The 17,244-nt window shown below is 65.4% G+C and carries 17 protein-coding genes and 1 pseudogene; 10 read left to right on the plus strand and 8 right to left on the minus strand.

Annotation, left to right across the window (positions count from 1 at the left end; genetic code table 11):
* The first annotated feature begins 3 nt into the window (after positions 1 to 3).
* Both AB8Z38_RS07925 and aat read left to right on the plus strand, forming a co-directional pair.
* Complete coding sequence (locus tag AB8Z38_RS07925; RefSeq protein ID WP_369724027.1) at positions 4 to 1,107, plus strand: sensor histidine kinase; 1,104 nt, start codon at positions 4 to 6, stop codon at positions 1,105 to 1,107.
* 58 nt (positions 1,108 to 1,165) lie between these two features.
* Positions 1,166 to 1,846 carry a leucyl/phenylalanyl-tRNA--protein transferase gene (gene aat, locus AB8Z38_RS07930; RefSeq protein ID WP_369724030.1) on the plus strand — a complete coding sequence of 227 codons (681 nt, stop codon included), beginning with the start codon at positions 1,166 to 1,168 and terminating at the stop codon, positions 1,844 to 1,846.
* Positions 1,847 to 1,864: 18 nt separating this feature from the next.
* On the opposite strand, the gene AB8Z38_RS07935 is transcribed toward aat, so the two are convergent.
* A complete protein-coding gene (locus AB8Z38_RS07935) occupies positions 1,865 to 2,932 on the minus strand; it encodes a DUF2155 domain-containing protein (protein WP_369724032.1) in 1,068 nt (355 codons plus the stop codon).
* A gap of 201 nt (positions 2,933 to 3,133) precedes the next feature.
* Between AB8Z38_RS07935 and AB8Z38_RS07940 the strand changes: the two genes are divergently transcribed.
* Entirely contained in the window at positions 3,134 to 4,081 is a 948-nt protein-coding gene (locus AB8Z38_RS07940; RefSeq protein WP_369724034.1) for an alpha/beta hydrolase, read from the plus strand.
* 13 nt (positions 4,082 to 4,094) lie between these two features.
* A complete protein-coding gene (locus AB8Z38_RS07945) occupies positions 4,095 to 5,102 on the plus strand; it encodes a Na+-dependent transporter (RefSeq protein WP_369724035.1) in 1,008 nt (335 codons plus the stop codon).
* Positions 5,103 to 5,151: 49 nt separating this feature from the next.
* On the opposite strand, the gene AB8Z38_RS07950 is transcribed toward AB8Z38_RS07945, so the two are convergent.
* On the minus strand, positions 5,152 to 6,054 hold the full coding sequence (locus AB8Z38_RS07950; protein ID WP_369724037.1) for a LysR substrate-binding domain-containing protein: 903 nt from the start codon (positions 6,052 to 6,054) through the stop codon (positions 5,152 to 5,154).
* A 98-nt stretch (positions 6,055 to 6,152) separates the two neighbouring features.
* Between AB8Z38_RS07950 and bla the strand changes: the two genes are divergently transcribed.
* Both bla and AB8Z38_RS07960 read left to right on the plus strand, forming a co-directional pair.
* Positions 6,153 to 7,037 (plus strand): class A beta-lactamase, encoded by an 885-nt coding sequence (gene bla, locus AB8Z38_RS07955; protein WP_369726766.1) that lies wholly within the window; start codon positions 6,153 to 6,155, stop codon positions 7,035 to 7,037.
* A 238-nt stretch (positions 7,038 to 7,275) separates the two neighbouring features.
* The gene (locus AB8Z38_RS07960; RefSeq protein WP_369724039.1) at positions 7,276 to 7,710 is read left to right on the plus strand and encodes a bleomycin resistance protein; all 435 of its coding nucleotides are present in this window, start codon (positions 7,276 to 7,278) and stop codon (positions 7,708 to 7,710) included.
* 170 nt (positions 7,711 to 7,880) lie between these two features.
* On the opposite strand, the gene AB8Z38_RS07965 is transcribed toward AB8Z38_RS07960, so the two are convergent.
* From AB8Z38_RS07965 to AB8Z38_RS07980, 4 genes and pseudogenes are all read right to left on the minus strand, one after another.
* On the minus strand, positions 7,881 to 8,345 hold the full coding sequence (locus AB8Z38_RS07965) for a hypothetical protein (RefSeq protein ID WP_369724041.1): 465 nt from the start codon (positions 8,343 to 8,345) through the stop codon (positions 7,881 to 7,883).
* Between the two features lie 141 nt (positions 8,346 to 8,486).
* A complete protein-coding gene (locus AB8Z38_RS07970) occupies positions 8,487 to 9,161 on the minus strand; it encodes an alpha/beta fold hydrolase (protein WP_369724043.1) in 675 nt (224 codons plus the stop codon).
* 205 nt (positions 9,162 to 9,366) lie between these two features.
* On the minus strand, positions 9,367 to 9,909 hold the full coding sequence (locus tag AB8Z38_RS07975) for a 2'-5' RNA ligase family protein (RefSeq protein ID WP_369724045.1): 543 nt from the start codon (positions 9,907 to 9,909) through the stop codon (positions 9,367 to 9,369).
* Positions 9,910 to 9,924: 15 nt separating this feature from the next.
* Positions 9,925 to 10,861 (minus strand): annotated as a pseudogene (locus AB8Z38_RS07980) (GlxA family transcriptional regulator).
* Positions 10,862 to 10,953: 92 nt separating this feature from the next.
* On the opposite strand from AB8Z38_RS07980, the gene AB8Z38_RS07985 reads away from it, so the two are divergent.
* A complete protein-coding gene (locus AB8Z38_RS07985; protein ID WP_369724047.1) occupies positions 10,954 to 11,640 on the plus strand; it encodes a DJ-1/PfpI family protein in 687 nt (228 codons plus the stop codon).
* Between the two features lie 556 nt (positions 11,641 to 12,196).
* On the opposite strand, the gene AB8Z38_RS07990 is transcribed toward AB8Z38_RS07985, so the two are convergent.
* Positions 12,197 to 12,604 (minus strand): NADH:ubiquinone oxidoreductase subunit NDUFA12, encoded by a 408-nt coding sequence (locus AB8Z38_RS07990; RefSeq protein ID WP_369724049.1) that lies wholly within the window; start codon positions 12,602 to 12,604, stop codon positions 12,197 to 12,199.
* Between the two features lie 247 nt (positions 12,605 to 12,851).
* Here AB8Z38_RS07990 and AB8Z38_RS07995 point away from each other — a divergent pair, with 247 nt between their 5' ends.
* The 3 genes from AB8Z38_RS07995 (at position 12,852) to AB8Z38_RS08005 (ending at position 16,359) form a co-directional block, all read left to right on the plus strand.
* Positions 12,852 to 13,487, plus strand: a complete 636-nt coding sequence (locus AB8Z38_RS07995; protein ID WP_369724051.1) for a BA14K family protein — start codon at positions 12,852 to 12,854, stop codon at positions 13,485 to 13,487.
* Positions 13,488 to 13,687: 200 nt separating this feature from the next.
* Positions 13,688 to 14,110: a response regulator gene (locus tag AB8Z38_RS08000; RefSeq protein WP_369724053.1), complete on the plus strand. Its 423-nt coding sequence runs from the start codon at positions 13,688 to 13,690 to the stop codon at positions 14,108 to 14,110.
* Positions 14,107 to 16,359: a CHASE3 domain-containing protein gene (locus AB8Z38_RS08005; protein WP_369724055.1), complete on the plus strand. Its 2,253-nt coding sequence runs from the start codon at positions 14,107 to 14,109 to the stop codon at positions 16,357 to 16,359. The genes AB8Z38_RS08000 and AB8Z38_RS08005 overlap by 4 nt, the downstream gene beginning before the upstream one ends.
* On the opposite strand, the gene AB8Z38_RS08010 is transcribed toward AB8Z38_RS08005, so the two are convergent.
* Positions 16,356 to 17,198 (minus strand): DMT family transporter, encoded by an 843-nt coding sequence (locus AB8Z38_RS08010; RefSeq protein WP_369726767.1) that lies wholly within the window; start codon positions 17,196 to 17,198, stop codon positions 16,356 to 16,358. The genes AB8Z38_RS08005 and AB8Z38_RS08010 overlap by 4 nt on opposite strands.
* Positions 17,199 to 17,244 lie beyond the last annotated feature (46 nt).

The raw sequence follows: 17,244 nt of genomic DNA on the forward strand, positions 1-17,244 counted from the left end.
CTCATGAATCAGCGAATGCCAACACTCCTCTATATCGACGACGACGACGCGCTGGCGCGCCTGGTCGATCGCGGCCTGACGCGGCGCGGCTACAAGGTCGTCCATGCCGCAAGCGGCGAGCAAGGCCTGGAGCGCATTCGCCGTGCGGAGAGCGAGGGCCGCATCGACGTCGTCGCGCTTGACCAGTACATGCCGGGCCTCGACGGGCTCGAGACGCTCGAGCAGATCATGGCGATTCCTGATGCACCGCCGGTGGTGTTCGTCACCGCTTCGCAGGATTCCAGCATCGCCGTCACCGCCCTCAAGGCGGGCGCGGCCGACTATCTGGTCAAGGATGTCAGGGGCGACTTCATCCCGCTGCTGCATGTCGCAGCCGAAGGCGCGCTGCGCCAGGCCGAGGTGCAGCGGGCGCGCGAGGAAGCCGAGGCCGAGGTCCATGCTTCGCGCGACCGCTACGCGGCGCTCGCCGCCGAGCGCGAGCTGTTGCTGCGCGAGGTCAACCACCGCGTCGGCAATTCGCTCCAGATCATCGCCTCGCTCCTGCACTTGCAGGCGAACTCCGCCGCGCAGGACGAGGTCAAGGCGGCGCTGACCAATGCGATGGGCCGTGTCGCTGCCGTTGCCCAGGTGCACCGCCGGCTCTACACCTCGCAGGATCTCAAGAGCGTGGTGCTGAACCAGTATCTGGACTCGCTGCTCGAGGATCTGCGCCGCTCGGCCGAAGGCAACCGGATGTCGCGCCTGACGTTGAAAGCCGAGCCGATCGAGATTGATCCGGACCGTGCGGTCGCCGTCGGCATCATCGTCAACGAGCTGGTGATGAACGCGGTGAAATATGCTTATCCGGACGGCGCCGGCCCCATTCATGTCGAGTTGACCTCGCGGGGCGATGATCTCCTGCTCTCGATCACCGACGACGGCGTCGGCGACAAGGCGAAGGCCGATCCGCGCTCCACGGGCATGGGCCAGCGCATCGTCGCAGCCATGGCCTCCAAGCTGGACGCCACGGTGGAGCGCGATCCCACGCATGCCGGAACCCGCATCATCCTGAGATTCCGTCGCGTGCCCGCTGCGCCCGGCGCTGTGAACAGCGCGGCAGCAAGTTGATCCAGCTCGGGGGATCGTCCCCATCGCACGCGCACCGCGATCCTGCTAATATCGGGCCATGACTTCGCGCGACTCCGCCTCGTCTGAAATCACGCCGGCCGTGCTGCTGCGCGCCTATGCCTGCGGCATCTTTCCGATGGCCGAGAGCGCCGATGATCCGACCCTGTTCTGGGTCGAGCCGGAACTGCGCGGCGTGATTCCGCTCGACGGTTTTCGCGTTACGTCACGGCTGGCCCGCACGGTGCGCTCCGATGCGTTTCGCGTCACCGTCAACACCGCGTTCAAGGCGACGATCGCCGGCTGCGCCGCGCCGCAGGCCGGACGCGAGGACACCTGGATCAACAAGCGCATCCGCGACCTCTATGGCGGGCTGCACGAGCTCGGCCACTGCCACAGCGTCGAAGCCTGGCAGGGCGACGATCTCGTCGGCGGCCTCTACGGCGTGAGCCTGGGGCGCGCCTTCTTCGGCGAGAGCATGTTCCACACCGCGCGCGATGCGTCCAAGGTCGCGCTGGTGCATCTGGTGGCGCGGCTGATCCATGGCGGCTTCGAGCTGCTCGACACGCAATATGTCACCGAGCATCTGAAGAGCTTTGGTGCGGCGGAGATTTCGCGGCGGCGCTACACCGGCCTGCTCGACAAGGCGCTCGCCGGCGAGCCCGGCGATTTCCTCAAGCTGCCTGTAGATCAGCCGATCCCGGGTGCACGCGCGCTCGAGATCATCGCCTCGCGGCAATAGAGCCTGATCTGAAAGAACCTACCGGCCGAAACCCGGGAAACCAAACAGGCCCGGCCGCTGCTCCGGCGGCGGAGGTGGCGGCGGGGCCGCCTGCGGCTGCTGCGGTGGCGGCAGAGGCTGCGGCGGACGCTGCTGCACGGCCTGCCTGGGCGCGGCCTTCTTCTGCGCCGGCGGCGGCGGCGGTGGGGTCGCAGGCTTGGACGCCGGATCCGGTGCCGCGGTCGCAATGGTCTGCTGCGGCTCTTTGCAGTCGGTCAGCCAGATGTCGTAGATCGGGTGCTCGACGCCGTGCAGGCCGGGGCTCGCGGCATACATCCAGCCCGAGAAGATCCGCTTCACTTCGCCCTGCAAGGTGATCTCGTCGACCTCGACAAAGGCGTCGGTGTTGGTGGCTTCAGTCGCCGGGCGCGTGTAGCAGGCGTCGGTTTTGACGCGCAGCGCGCCGAACTGCACGGTCTCGCCGATATCCTCATCGAAATTGATGATGCGTCCGGTGATCTTGTCGAGGCCGGAGAAGGTCGCCTTCTTGTTCACGATCTTCTGCGCCGGCGGCTCGGTGACGACCTCATCGCCCGGCTGGAGGCTGGCCGGCGCCTGCGGCACGGCGCCCTGCTGGGTCCCGCCCTTTTGCTGGGGCTGGCGCTGGCCGGGCGCTCCGGGAGTTGTGCCCGGCGCACCTTGCGGATTGGGCGGTGCGACCGCCACGGCCGGCGGCTGGTTCGGCGGGGCAACGCTTGAGCCCGGCGGCGGCGCCAGCGGCTGGGTCTCGACCGGACCGGGCATCACATTGCCTTGCCGGCTCGGCGGCGGCATCGGGCGCGACGGCAGCACGCGGCCCTGCGGCGGCAGCTCCGGCACCTCTTCATCGTCGTCGGGAGTGGGCTGCGGCAAGGGCTGTCCGCCGCGCGGGATGCTGCCTGGCGGCCGCAGTGGCGGCGGATCGGAGAAAATCGTGCCGATCTGCGCCTGCGCCGGCGTCGCCACCGTCAAAGCGGTGGCGGCCAGAAGCGCCGCAAGACCTGTCAGGCTAATGGTTCGGAACATTATCTCGCGCGGCTTCAACAGCGAATCGGGCTTGTCGGACATTCTACAGGGGATACCGCCGCTCGCAGGCCATCCGGTTAACACGGCGAATACGGCGGGGAAAGGGCGGCATCCCTGCCCTGCCCGCCGCCGGCTGGCCAGGCCGGCGCCCGGATGGGATAATCCGAGCGCTCCTCCCGGGGCCGAGGCGGGTGTCGCCGTCCGGAAACGACGTCACCATCACTGGAACCGCAGGACCTTACCATGCCCGTCGTGCTCGATGCCGATGCCGCCGCCGTCTACAAGGCGTTCCAAGAGGCCGGCCGGCCCGCCTACGAGACGCTGACGGCAGCCGAGGCGCGGGCCTATTACGCTCAGGCCCGCTTTGCGACCAATCCCGAGCCGCCCGAGCTTGCGCGCGTCGCGCCGCTGTCGATCCCGGCGCCGCATGGCGTGATCCCGGCGCGCCTCTACGTGCCGAGGGAGGCGCGCCAGCAGGACGGGTTGGCGCCGGCGCTGGTGTTCTTCCATGGCGGCGGCTGGGTGATCGGCGATCTCGAGTCCCACGATGTCGTCTGCCGGCAGCTGGCCGACGCCGGCGCGCTGATCGTGATCGCGATCGATTATCGCCTCGCGCCCGAGCACAAATTTCCCGCCGCTGTCGAGGATGCGATCACCGCGACCAAATGGATCGCCGCGCATGCGCGCGAGCTTGGCATTGACGCCGCGCGCCTCTCGATCGGCGGCGACAGCGCCGGCGGAAACTTGGCGGCGGTCACGGCGCTGGCCGCGCGCGACGGCGCCGGTCCCGCGATCGCAGGCCAGCTGCTGATCTATCCGGCCACCGATTTCGCCATGACGCACGGCTCGCACAGCGAGCCCGAAACCAGCGTGCTGCTGACGCACTCTGTGATCCGCTGGTTTCGCGACCACTATCTCAATGGTAGCGCCGACATCCACGACTGGCGCGCCTCGCCGGCGCGCGCCACGATGCTGGCCGGCCTGCCGCCGGCTTATGTGCTGACCGCCGGCGCCGATCCCCTGCGCGACGAAGGCGACGAATATGCCGCGCGCCTGAAGCAGGCGGGCGTGAGCGTCACCACCCGGCACGTCCCCGGCCAATTCCACGGCTTCTTCACCATGGGCAAGCTGCTGCAACAGGCCAATGTTGCCGTCAGCGAGATCGGCGCGTGGCTGAAGGGGTTGGGCTGACGACGCAAACCCGATGGCCGCCGTTGTTCGAACCATCTTCGCCCTTCCCCTGCGCGCCCTGAGCTGGCTCGGGAGCCAGGGCACCCGCGCGGTGGCGACAATCGTGTTCATCGCGGTCGCGGTGCCGCCGCTCGGCGCGCTGCTGCGCCCCTATCTCACCGCGGCGATCCTCGCCCTGCTCTGCATCTCCTTCATGCGGGTCGATCTGACGGCGCTCTACAGCCATCTGCGTCGGCCGGCGCTGGTGGCGACCGCCACAGCCTGGACCACGATCGGCGTGCCGCTGATCGTCGGGCTGATCGCGCATGCGACCGGGCTCGACAGCCATGCGCCCGGCCTGTTCCTCGCCATGATGCTGCAGGGCATGGCCTCGCCGATGATGGCAGCACCCGCGCTCGCAGCCCTGATGGGCCTCGATGCCACGCTGGTGCTGGTCGCGCTGGTGACGGCGACCGCCGTGGTGCCCTTCACGGCATCGCTGTTCGCCGGCCTGTTCCTCGGCGGCGTGCTCAGCATCTCGCCGCTCGCGCTCGGCGCAAAGCTGCTCGGCATCCTCGCGATATCGCTGTTCGCCGCGACGATGATCCGCTGGATCTTCGGTGCTGAGGCGATCCAGCGCCACAAGCAGCCGATCGACGGCTTCAACATCGTCATCCTCTTCATCTTCGCATCCGCGATCATGGGCGATGTGGCGCATGACTTTGTCGGCGACCCCCTGTTCACGATCGGCATCGCGGCGCTCGCCTTTGCGGTCTATTTCACGCTGCTCGCCGTCACCACGCTGCTGTTCCGCCGCATCGGCTACGAGCGCGCGCTGGCGCTTGGCCTGATGGTGTCACAGCGCAATCTCGGCCTGATGCTGGCGGCAACCGCCGGCGCGCTGCCGCCCACGACCTGGCTCTATTTCGCGCTGACGCAGTTTCCGATTCACCTTGCGCCCTACCTGCTGACGCCAATCGCGCGGCGGCTGACGGCGCGCATCGATACGGCCAAAGCGGCGGCCCCAGGCAGCGCAAATTGAGATCCGGGGGGTCGACCGCGCTGGACGTCGTCCGCACGGCCCGCAGGCGTCATGGATGGCGCGCTCTCTTTTTCTTGCACTCTGCCAATATCCAGTCGCGGAACGCTTTCATCGCTGGCGACAGCTTTTTTGATTTCAGGGATGAGAGCCAATACGATCCGAGGTAGACTTGACTGTCATAGGGACAGACCAGTCGCTGGCGCGAGAGATCGTCCGAAAACAAGACGATCGGCAACAGCGCTACCCCGGCGCCTTGAGCTGCCGCGTGCGCCAAGGAGACGGATGAATCGAAGGTCGGGCCGGTCATTCGAGGTTGCCTGCATTCCACCACATCGAACCATTGCGCCCACTCGCCCACCCGATACGACCGCAACAGCACCTCCTTATGTAGGTCGACCGGGTTCCTGAGTCGCTTTGCCACATTTGGCGCACACATCGGCGTGAAATGGGCATCGACCAGCCGCTCGGCGTTCGTCCCGTGCCAGGCGCCGTCGCCAAATCGAATGGCGTAGTCCAGTCCTTCGCCGCCAAGGTCGACACGATTATTATTCGCAAAGATCCTGATATCGATGTGCGGATGGCTCGAGGTAAAGCTCTTGAGGCGCGGAAGGAGCCAGCCGGACGCGAAGGTTCCGACCACGCCAACCGTCAGCATTTCGCGCATTCGACCGTTTTCGAACCGGTCCAGGACCTGGTTGATCCGGCTGAATGCGTCCGAGATCGCCGGCAGCAGCGCCTCGCCTTCTTCCGTAAGAGCCAGCCCGCGAGTCAAGCGCCTGAAAAGCTTTACGCGCAGACTCTCTTCCAGAATCCGGACCTGCTGGCTCACGGCAGCCTGAGACACCCGAAGTTCGAGACCGGCCTTGGTGAGGCTGAGATGCCGCGCGGCGGCTTCGAAGGAGCGCAGCGCGTTCAGGGGCAGACTGGAAATGTTGGCAGGGCGGCGGGCCACGTCTGATCCAAGTTTTGCTTATGGATGGCCTCACGAACCATCGTTTGTCAATTGCCGGAGCGCCAAGCAAAACCTTCCGCCATTCACGGGAGTTTTCCATGCTTACACGACGTCAGTTCGGCTCATCATCAATCGCGGTTGCGGGAAGTCTCTTCCTGTCGAATGTCTCGGGTGCTGCGCCAAGCGCAGCGGCATTGCTCGTCGAGGCGATCAAGCAGCTGGAACTCAAGAGCGGAGGCCGGCTCGGCGTCTCCGTGCTCGACACGAAGACGGGAGTTCCGATCCATCACAAGGGAGACGAACGCTTTCCGATGTGCAGCACATTCAAGGTCCTGGCCGCGGCGGCAATACTCAAAGACGCGGGCAGCAAGCTGGAACGCCTTGAACGGCGCGTTCGTATTGAGCAGACCGACATCGTCGAGAACTCGCCCGTGACTCGCGAGCATGTCGGCGGAGAAGGAATGTCGCTCGCTGAACTTTGCGATGCGGCCATCACCAGGAGTGACAACACAGCCGGAAACGCGCTCCTGAAAAATATCGGCGGACCCGCCGGGTTGACCGGCTTTGCGCGGGGCCTCGGCGACAAGGTGACGAGATTGGATCGGACTGAAACCGAACTGAACGAGGCTGCGCCGGGCGATCCGCGCGACACCACAACGCCGAATGCGATGGCCGCAAACTTCAAACGCTTGCTGCTCGGTAATGCCCTCGTCCCGGAGGGGCGCGATCAGCTCGTCAAATGGCTCATGGCAAACAAGACGGGGGACAGTCGCCTACGCGCGGGTCTGCCGCAAGGCTGGGGTGTGGGCGACAAGACTGGAGCAGGCGAGCATGGCACCACCAATGACGTCGCCATCGTATGGCCGCCCGAGCGTTCGCCGCTCATTGTCGCGGTCTACCTCACCGGCGCGGCGCTCGACCCGAATGGACGAAATGATGTGATCGCATCCGTCGGTCGAGAGGTCGGCAAGGCCTTTGGCTGACAACCGTGTGGCTCGCCCTACCCCAGCGCCGCGCGTCGCAGCACCTGCGGCGTCGATTTGCTCGCGTCATCCCGATGTCCGGTCCGGCCTCGACTGCCGACGTGCCGGACACGATGGCGATCTTCGCCTTCGCGGCCAGAAGCAGTCGCAGAGGATCCATGATAGATAGCCCCTCACGAGAGCGGTATCCGGCCCCGCCGCGGTTCGCTAAACCAAGAGCGTGGAGGAATGCCGAGCGATGGGAATAACGATGGATAGATTGCCTGGTGGCGGCTTTGCTCGGCTTGTACCCGAGTTTGACGTATTCGACCTGGAACGCAGCAAGAGTTTTTGGTGCGACATACTTGGCTTCCAGATTGCCTATCAAAGGCCTGAGAATCTCTTCATATACATCGAACTGCAGGGGGCACAGGTCATGCTGAATCAGAGAAATGGCAACTGGGAAACCGGGCCTCTGGAGCGGCCGTTGGGGCGCGGGATTAATTTTCAAATCTCCGTCGACTCTGTTGCTCCTCTTCTGGATGCACTGAAGCAGTACAAATGGGCTCTCTTCAGAGAGTGTCACGACGCATGGTATCGGATCGCCGGAGAGGAGCACGGCAACAGGCAATTCTTGGTCCAAGACCCCGATGGTTACCTCCTGCGGTTCGCTGAGGATTTGGGGAAGAGGTAACCACGCTTTCGAAAGAGAGCCGCGTCAAGTGGCCCGTCCGCTTGGGGTCATTCGCGTCGATTTGCCCGCGTCTTCCCGATGTCCGGTCTGGCCTCGACTGCCGACGTGCCGGACACGATGGCGATCGTCGCCTTCGGGCCAACAGCCGAGCTGCCGGGGGCGACGGGACATCATCCTTGCATGTATCGAACTGGGTTCTCTGGATCGGACGTGAAGATGCGCTCAATCTCCGCCACGAGCGATGATACCGCATCCTGTTTCAACTGATCAAATCTCTCGAAGCTGAAGTTGTTTGCGCCGACGCGCAGCTCCCCAAGCTGACCTGCGTAGCTGGGGACGATCGGCGCCCCCTGCCTGGTGACCGAGACATATACGCTAATGCAATTTTTCTGAAGAGCGACACCAATCACGGGCCATTCGGTGCTCTTCCCGGACTTGATCGCATAACGGAATTTCCCATAGCCGATCATCTTCATGCGCATACCCGCTTCCCCCGCGGGCGTCCCTGCATGGAAAAAGCGTTTGAGCGCTGGAGCGGCCCGGGCGATCAGCTTGTCCAGCTTAAGAAGATCAGGCTTCCGCACCGGATCAAATTCGAGATAGGCCTGCAATGTGCCAGCCGTCACTTGGAACACGTGCTTCCTCCTCCATCGCCGTAAGTATCTTCCAGGCGAAGCCTATCACCCGCGTCCAGCCGGCCGCTTGATCGAAATTGATCATCGCCGTTTGTTGACCAATCCGACCCGGATGCATCTTGGCTGATCGCTTCTGGCGTGTCAGTCCCTCTCATACGCAACGAGGCGCTCGGTCAGCCCTTCCGGATTCGACAACGCGACGAGATGGCCACCGGGAATTTCCTCCACCTCCTTTCCGAACCTTTCGCGGGCGACACGCCGTTGAAACTTGATCGGAAAAAAGCGGTCGTCTCTTCCCGCAAGAACATGAATGGGGATGTCGGGCCAGCGCGCGAAGCGGCAGGGCTCGCCGAAAACGGTCTCGGCTTCCTCGCGTGGTTCCGGGCCAGTGCGCAACACGTCCTGCGGCACGTCGTGCAGGAAGTAAGTTCCCACACCAAATTCCGTCGCATAGCCACGGGACGCTGCAGCTTGTTCCCGCGCTTCGACCGCTCCCGTTGCGCTCCACCATGCACCAGCCGTCTCGCCCGGCTTTGGGATCATCGCGTTGACGAACACAAGCATCCGCACGGGCGCACGCGCGCAAACGAGGGGTGCCGTGAAGCCCGCCAGGGACTGAGCGACGAGGATAATTTCGCTTCGTTCCGCGATCGCACGGATGACGATGTCCGCATACGCCGCGAGACCGGCGTGCCTGTCATCGCCCGGTAGATCGATGGCGATGGCCTGGTGACCCGCCGCGCGAATAAGCGGGACCGTGCGATGCCAATACCAGGCCACGCCGCCGGCCCCGGGGACAAGGACGAATGTTGCCATATGAGTTTTCCTCCGCTTCTGAGTTTTCCTCCGTTGCTGCCGGATTATTTACTGAAACGATCTTGGCTTGCTTGATCAGGATTGATCTTGAACGATCCAAAAGCGCCCTTTTTTGGCACTTGCTTGAGCGGTTCCGCTCTACCCTGACGATCGGACGAACTCGGGTCGGCGCCACTTCGTGGAAGGGCCAGAAGCTACCGGGGACTTACGGTACGCGCTTCGGTAGCTCCCGTTGCGCAACCACCCGCACGGGCGGGAAGAGGACGCAATCGACCACATCGAACGTTACTTCGATGCGCCGATCGAACGACTGCGCAAAGGCGATGGCGTCCTTGGTCTTTGGCTCGGCGATACCTGTGCCGAGCGTGCAATGTGGCACCCATGCGCCGGGCCGATAATGCGGCCGGCAATAGGCCGGGTCGATGGCGGCACTGATTGAAGCGTGCCACCTTCCAAGGGTCTCGTTCGCCTCGGGCTCAGCCCACAGCACAAGTGGCGGGCCCGCAAACCACCTGATTCGTTTGAAGGCGATAGGCATTTGCACCCCATTTGAACTCGCGGACTGCATCGCTCCCCACGCCGTCTTGGCTTCAATGTCGGGCGAGTCATAGATCGCGAATGTCAGATGTGGTCGGTACCCCAAGCTGCGCATCGACGGCTCATCTTCAAACTCGGCAACCTGGTCCCACAGCTGTTCGATCTGGTGAGCGGAAACGTGATCGGCTCGAAGATTGATTGCGAGTGCCATGATTGCGAGTCCCGCCTAGCCCGCCCGCGAGGCGCGTCGCAGCGCCTGCGGCGGCTGGCCGAAGGCGCGGATGAAGGCGCGCCGCATCCGCTCGGGGTCGCGGAAGCCGGTCGCCTCCGCAACGAGCTCGATCGCTTCGCGCGAGGACTGTACGCGTTCGCGCGCGACCTCGATCCGCAAGCGCTCGATCGCTTTCGACGGCGTCGTGCCGGTCTCGGCGGCAAACGCGCGGGCAAAATGTCGCGCGCTCATGCCGGCACGATCGGCGAGGTCCTCCACCGTCAGCGGCGCGTCGAGATTTTCGCGGGCCCAGGACAACAGCGCGCCGAACCGGCCGTTCGGCGTCTTCAACTCCAGCAGCGAGGAGAATTGCGACTGACCGCCACTGCGGCGATGGTAGAGCACGAGCTGACGCGCGGTCTGCTGCGCGATCTCTTCGCCATGGTCCTCGGTGACCATCGCCAGCGCGAGGTCGATGCCGGCGGTAATGCCGGCCGACGTCCACATTGCCGTCGCGGGTGAAAATCTGGTCCGGCTCGAACTTCACCTTGGGATAGCGCGCGACGAAATCGCGGGTGCGGCCCCAATGCGTGGTGGCGCGGCGGCCGTCGAGCAGGCCGGCTTCGGCCAGCACATAGGCACCCGAGCAGACGCTGGCGATCCGCACGCCGCGCTTCGCCAGCCGCTGCACGAAGGCAAGCGTGGCTTCACAGCGCGCGGCCTCCGTCACGCCCGCGCCGCCCGCCACGACCAGCGTCGTGATCGCATTCGCGGACTTGAAATCGCGCGCCATCATCTCGACGCCGGACGAGCTGCGCACGGCTCCGGCCTCCAGCGCCAGCACTCGTAGGGCAAGCGGCTTGCCGCTGGCCCGCGCCGCAATCTCGAATACCGAGATCGGGCCGGCCGCATCGAGCAACTGGAAATCCGGAAAGATCAGGATGCCGATCATGTTCTATGTCCGAAAGTGAGGGAATTATGCCATTTCGGACGAAAGAGCATCATGCCAGTTTGCTGGCGTCAAGCACTTCATTGGAGGTTCTCATGTCGGCACCGCTCCAGATCGGACTTCTGGTGTTTCCACGCGTCACCCAGCTCGATTTCACCGGGCCGTTGCAGGTGTTCTCGTCCCTGCCCGGCGCCACCGTGCACCTGATCTGGAAGACGCTGGATCCGGTGCCGAGCGATTCCGTGCTGATGCTGACACCGACGATGACGTTCGCCGACTGTCCGCAACTGGATGTGATCTGCGTTCCCGGCGGCTTCGGCACAGATGCACTGCTCAACGACGAGGAGACTCTCGACTTCGTGCGCAAGCAGGCCTCCGGCGCCAAATTTGTCACGTCTGTCTGCACGGGGTCACTGGTGTTGGGCGCGGCCGGGCTCTTGAAGGGCTATAATGCCGCCACCCATTGGAGTGCGATGGAGTTGCTGGCACTGTTCGGCGCGACGCCGACGAAGACACGCGTGTGCATCGATCGAAACCGCGTGACCGGCGGCGGTGTCACCGCAGGGATCGATTTCGCCTTGAAGCTGGTGTCGCTGCTGGTGGATCGCACCACCGCCGAGGCCATTCAGCTCCGCCTCGAATACAATCCCGCGCCGCCATTCAATGCCGGCTCGCCCGATACCGCTCCGGCCGAGGTGCTGGCGCTGATGAAGGAGCGGATCGCGCCATCGCAGGCGCGCCGCCTCGATGCCGCCAGGCGCGCAGCCGAGCGGGTTAACTAGTCCTCGCGGACGCAAAGGCCTGCCGGGGCACGAAACCGAAGTGTGGCGAAAGCTACGTCAAATCGTCGTTGCGAGCGAAGCGACGCAATCCAGAGTCTTTCCGGGGAGGGATTCTGGATTGCTTCGCTGCGCTCGCAATGACGGAATGTGGAGCTGCGGCATTCGCTCGTCTTATGTTCCGGAAGTGATGCAGCAGCCCCAACAGAGCAGCCGCGCCAAAGAAAAAGGCCGCTCGGTTTCCCGAGCGGCCTTTCCTGTCTTACGACGGCGCACATTCTCATCGGGCGATTTCAGACTTCCAGACCGGGGGCCTATCTCCCGATCGAGTCCTGGTCGGCGGCCGCTGCATTTCGGGACAGTCGCGAACTGTTGCCCGAACCGAACGCGATGGTCTCCCATCTCCGTAAGATGGGTTCATTGAGCCGTATCGCTCGCCTCGGTGCAACACCCGCGCACGCACCGTCCCCGCTGTTCCCGTTGTCCACAGCGGCGTGAGACGGATGCGGGTGCATCCAATCCAACGATGGAAGAGCGCGAACGATGGAAGATCGCGACGTTAGCCGGGGGTCCAGGGCTGGTAATCGCCGGTCGCCTTCGGCCGCTTGCCGCTCGCCAGCGTCGAGCCGGAGGGGCGGTAGGCCTGCGCCGTGCCGGTGAGATTCGGCAGGTGCGGCTTCTCCCACTCGCGCGGCTGGTAGTCGAGCTCGGTCGGCGGCACGTCGACCATGTGATGCATCCAGCCGTGCCAGGACGGCGGAATCCGGCTCGCTTCCGCATAGCCGTTATAGATCACCCAGCGCCGCTCGAAACCGAGCGCGGGATCGATCGCCCCGCCGCGGGTGCGATAATAGCGGTTGCCCTGCTCGTCCTGGCCGACCAGCTCTCCGTACCGGCGGGTCCAGAGTTGCGTGCCAAAGGTCTGGCCGTTCCACCAGGTGAAGAGCTTGAGGAAGAATTGTTTCATGCGGCTAGGGCCCTGCTTCGTAGGGGTCCTGATGCCATCCGGACGGCCAAATGTCCAGTTCGGCCGGCGCGCCCGTGCCCCAGCGAAATCGGACGACGCCGGCGCGCAGCCTGCCGCAAATCGGGCGCGATCCGTTCATGCCGGGTACAGAGACGGCGTGGAAAGCTGCGCGGCGCATGTAAACCAGCGTGATCCCAGGAACAACTGCGGTTTCAGGCGGTTTGCTCCCGGGAAAAGGAGTTTGAACATGACCAGTCTGAAAGTTTTAAGCGCAGCGGCAGCGCTCGCGTTGGTTCTTCCAATGGCGACCCCGAGCTTCGCACAGAGCCGAGCCAGCGTCGTCGGCGGCGGCGCTCACATTGGTGGCGGCGGCGGTGGAGCTCACTTCAGCGGCGGCGGCTTTAGCGGCGGGGCCCGAATGGGCGGCGGCGGCTTCAGCGGTGGCGGCGCAGCGTTCCGCGGTGGCGGCAGCAATTTCGCCGCCAGCGCAGCGATGCGTCCGAGCGGCGGGGCGACCTTCAACGGCGCCGGCAGCCGTAGCTTCGCGACCGCGGGCAACACGTGGCACGGTGGTGGCGGCAACTGGCACGGTGGCGGTGGCAACTGGCACGGCGGTGGCTGGCATCATCGCGGCGGATTCTGGCCTGGCTTCGCGGCGGGTGCTGCGATCGGCGGGCTCGGCTCCTACGCCTATTACGGCGGCGGGTATTACGACGATCCCTACTATTATGGCGACGACTACTATGGCGATGGTGCGACCGTGGCCGTCGTGCCGGACACCGGCGGCGATTCAGCGGCCTATTGCGCGCAGCGCTACCGGTCCTACGATCCGGCATCGGGCACCTATCTCGGCTTTGACGGCCTGCGCCATCCCTGCCCGTAAGCCGGTGTGAACGACGCGATCCATGGGCGGCGCCGGTGACCCTCGGCGCCGCCCATTCGTTTTGCCGTGTTCCGGCAATTCAGCGGTCCGACTATGCATTGCACCGTGCATATCCACGGGGGTCCAATCCAAAATTGACCCGGTGCACGATTCGCCTATATCACCGAAGGCGTGGGGACTTCGATCTGCTGGGACATGTGATGCCGCGTATCCTCGTGGTAGACGACGATCCGATGGTTGGTGCGACGATCGAGGTCCTCCTCCAACGTCAAGGCTTCGACGTCACGCTGACCGATGGCGGCGAAACCGGGCTTGCTGCGCTCGAAGCGCAGACGTTTGACCTGATGCTGGTCGACATCTTCATGCCGCATATGCGCGGCTTCGAATCCATCCGCATCTTCCACGAGCGGGCGCCGGCGATCCCGCTGATCGCCATGTCCGGCTACGCCTTCGCCTCATCCGCCTCGCCCTCCCCGGATTTCCTCCGCATGGCGCTGGAACTCGGCGCGACGCGCTGCCTGCGCAAGCCGTTCACGCCGGAGACACTGTTGACGACGATCCGGGAATGCATCGCCGGTCCCGGCGAGAACGCGCAGCCGAAGGATACGAAAGAAGCCCCTTGATCCCCTCGCAGCGCGTCATTCTCGGTGCTGGACTTGCCATCCTCCTGATCATCACCGCCGCCTCGATCGGCCTCGACCTCAAGTCGCGGTCGGATTCGGCCTGGGTCAACCACACCGTCGAGGTGCTCAACAAGATCTCAGACGTGCGCCTTCTCGCTCGCCATGCCGAGAGCGCGGCGCGGGGCTACGAGATCTATCACAGCGCCGCCTTCAGCGACGATTTCCAGGCCGCTCGAACCAAGATCGCGCCCGCGCTCGCCGATCTCAAGCGGGCCGTTCGCGACAACCACGATCAGGTCGCGCTCATGGAGGCCACCGAACCCCTGGTGCTGCGCCGGATCGAGGTTGCGGCCGAAGCGATGCGGCTGGTCGCCGAGAACGACCAAGCCGGCATTGCCGCGCTCAACGGCAAGGCCGAAGGCCGCGGCCTCATGCAGGCGCTCATGGCCAATCTCGATCGCCTGACCGCGGGGCAGGAAAAGCTGCTCGCCGCGCGCGCGTCGGACTCCCGCCGCACCGGCATCGTGCTGCTCGGCATCGACGTCGTCGGCGCGCTGGTGATCCTGCTGCTGGTCGCCATGCTGTTGCGCGAGAGCCAGCGCACCACCGGAGAGCTCAAGAGCTCGCTGCACGAAACGCAAGCCGCCAAAGAAGCGCTCGCGGCCGCCGTCGCCGAGCGCACCGAACATCTGGTCACCGCGCATGACGAGCTGCGCCTGTCGGTCACCGTGCTCCAGAGCACGTTCCGCAGCATGGCGGAGGCGGTGCTGGTGATCGACAAAGATGGCAACGTGCTGTTGTCCAATCCGGCCGCCGAACGCATGCTGCTGCACCGTGCCGGCATGAACCTGCGCAATCTGCGGGCGCTGTCCGACGTCTTTCACGGCGACGGCGTCACGCCGCTCAAGCCCGACGAGCTGCCGTCCGCGCGCGTGCTGCGCGGCGGCGCGTTCGAGCAGATGGAGATGATTGTCCGCCCGCACAGCGGCGATGACGCGCGCCACCTCATGATCAGCGGCCGGCCGATGCTCGATGCGCAGGGCGCAATCTCCGGCGCGGTGCTGGTCTATCACGACGCGACCGTTTCGCGCGAGACCGAGCGGCAACTGCACCAATCGCAAAAGCTCGACGCCATCGGCAAGCTGACCGGCGGCGTCGCCCACGACTTCAACAACATGCTGACGGTGATCTCCGGCAACACGGAGACGCTGGTGGCGAGCCTGCAACAGCAGCCCGAGCTACAGCGCATCGCGCGGCTGATCGACGATGCGGCCGAGCGCTGTGCCGAGCTGATCCAGCATCTGCTCTCCTTTGCCCGCAGGCAGCCGCTGCAGCCCCGCAATGTCGAGATCAACGCCGCGATCGCCGATATCGCAAAGCTGCTGCGCCCCACCCTCGGCGAGCAGATCCAGATCGAGACGGTTTTGGAACAGGGGCCGATGACGGCGCATATCGATCCGTCGCGGCTGACCAACGCCGTGGTCAACATGGCGATCAACGCCCGCGACGCGATGCCGAACGGCGGCAAGCTGCTGCTCGAGACCCACCGGGTCGTGCTCGACGAGGCCTACGCGCACGCCAACCCTGACGTGCGGCCCGGTCCCTATGTGATGCTCGCCGTCAGCGACACCGGCACCGGCATGCCGCCCGGCATCCAGGAGAAGGCGTTCGAACCGTTCTTCACCACCAAGGAGGTCGGCAAGGGAAGTGGCCTCGGCCTCTCCATGGTCTACGGCTTCGTCAAGCAGTCCGGCGGTCACATCAAGATCTACAGCGAGCAGGATCACGGCACCACGATCAAGCTCTATCTACCTCCGGGCGAGGGCACGGTCGAGCCAACGAGCCCCGCCGCACCGCAAGCCATTGGCGGGGCCGAGACCATCTTCATCGTCGAGGACGACGCGCTGGTGCGCAACTTCGTCATCGCGCAGCTCCAGAGCCTCGGCTACAAGACGGTCGCCGCCGCCGACAGCCGCGCCGCGCTGCAATTGATCGAGGCCGGCCAGGCCTTCGATCTCCTGTTCACCGACGTCGTGATTCCCGGCGGCATGAGCGGGCGCGAGCTCGCCGAGCAGGTGGCGAAAATCCGGCCCGGCGTGAAGGTGCTCTACACCTCCGGCTACACCGACAACGCCATCGTCCATCACGGCAAGCTCGACGACGGCGTGATGCTGCTGACGAAACCCTACCGCCGCAACCAGCTCGCCGAGATGATCAGGAAGGCGCTGGGCGGTGGGGCGGCAAGCTAACGCGTCGCCAGCACCACGCCCGCCAGCGTGAAGATCAGCGCGGCGATCTGGCCCGGGCCGAGCGGCTCGCCCAGCGCCAGAGCCGAGGCGACCACGCCGATCACCGGCACCGCCATGGTGCCGATCGCGGCCACTGACGCAGGCAGGCGCGACAGCGCGGCGAACCAGCTGACATAGGCGATGCAGAACTGCACGACGGTCGAATAGACCAGCAGCCCCCAGCCGAGCGGGGTCACCAGCTCCAGATGCGAGGTCTCGATCGCGAGGCCGACGATCGCCACCGGCAGACAGCCGAGCCCGATCTGCCAGGCCGCCGCGGTGATCGGCGGCAGCCGGATCGGGTATTTCTTCAGCAGCACCGTGCCGAGCGCAAAGCCGGCCGCGCCGACCAGCGCCATGATGATGCCGGGCAGTTTCGCTTCGCTCGCGGCAAAGCCGTTGCCGCCCATGATCGAGGCCAGCCCCGCGAACGCCATCACCAGCGCGATCGTGCGCAGCAGCGTCGGCCGCTCGCCGAGCACCGGCCAGGCGATCAGCGAGGCCCAGACCGGCATGGTGTAGGCGATCAGCGCCGCCTCGCTTGCCGGCAGCCAGAGCAGCGCGAGCCCCATCAGCACCATCCAGCCGGTGACGTTGAGGACGGCCGCGATCAGGAGTCGCGTGCAGATCGCAGCCGGGACCTTCAGGCGGTCGCCGCGGACCAAAGCGAGCGCCGCCAGCAGCGCCGCCCCGAGCACGCCGGTCACACCGCGCAGGGTCAGCGGCGGCAGCTCGGCCAGCAGGAGCTTGGTCACGGGCCAGTTGAAGCCCCAGCCGATCGAGGTGATGGCGAGGAACATCAGGCCGGCCGGGGCGATGCGCGGTCGCAGACCCGGCCTGGTCAGA

It is taken from the genome of Bradyrhizobium sp. LLZ17, from assembly GCF_041200145.1.
Lineage (GTDB): Bacteria > Pseudomonadota > Alphaproteobacteria > Rhizobiales > Xanthobacteraceae > Bradyrhizobium.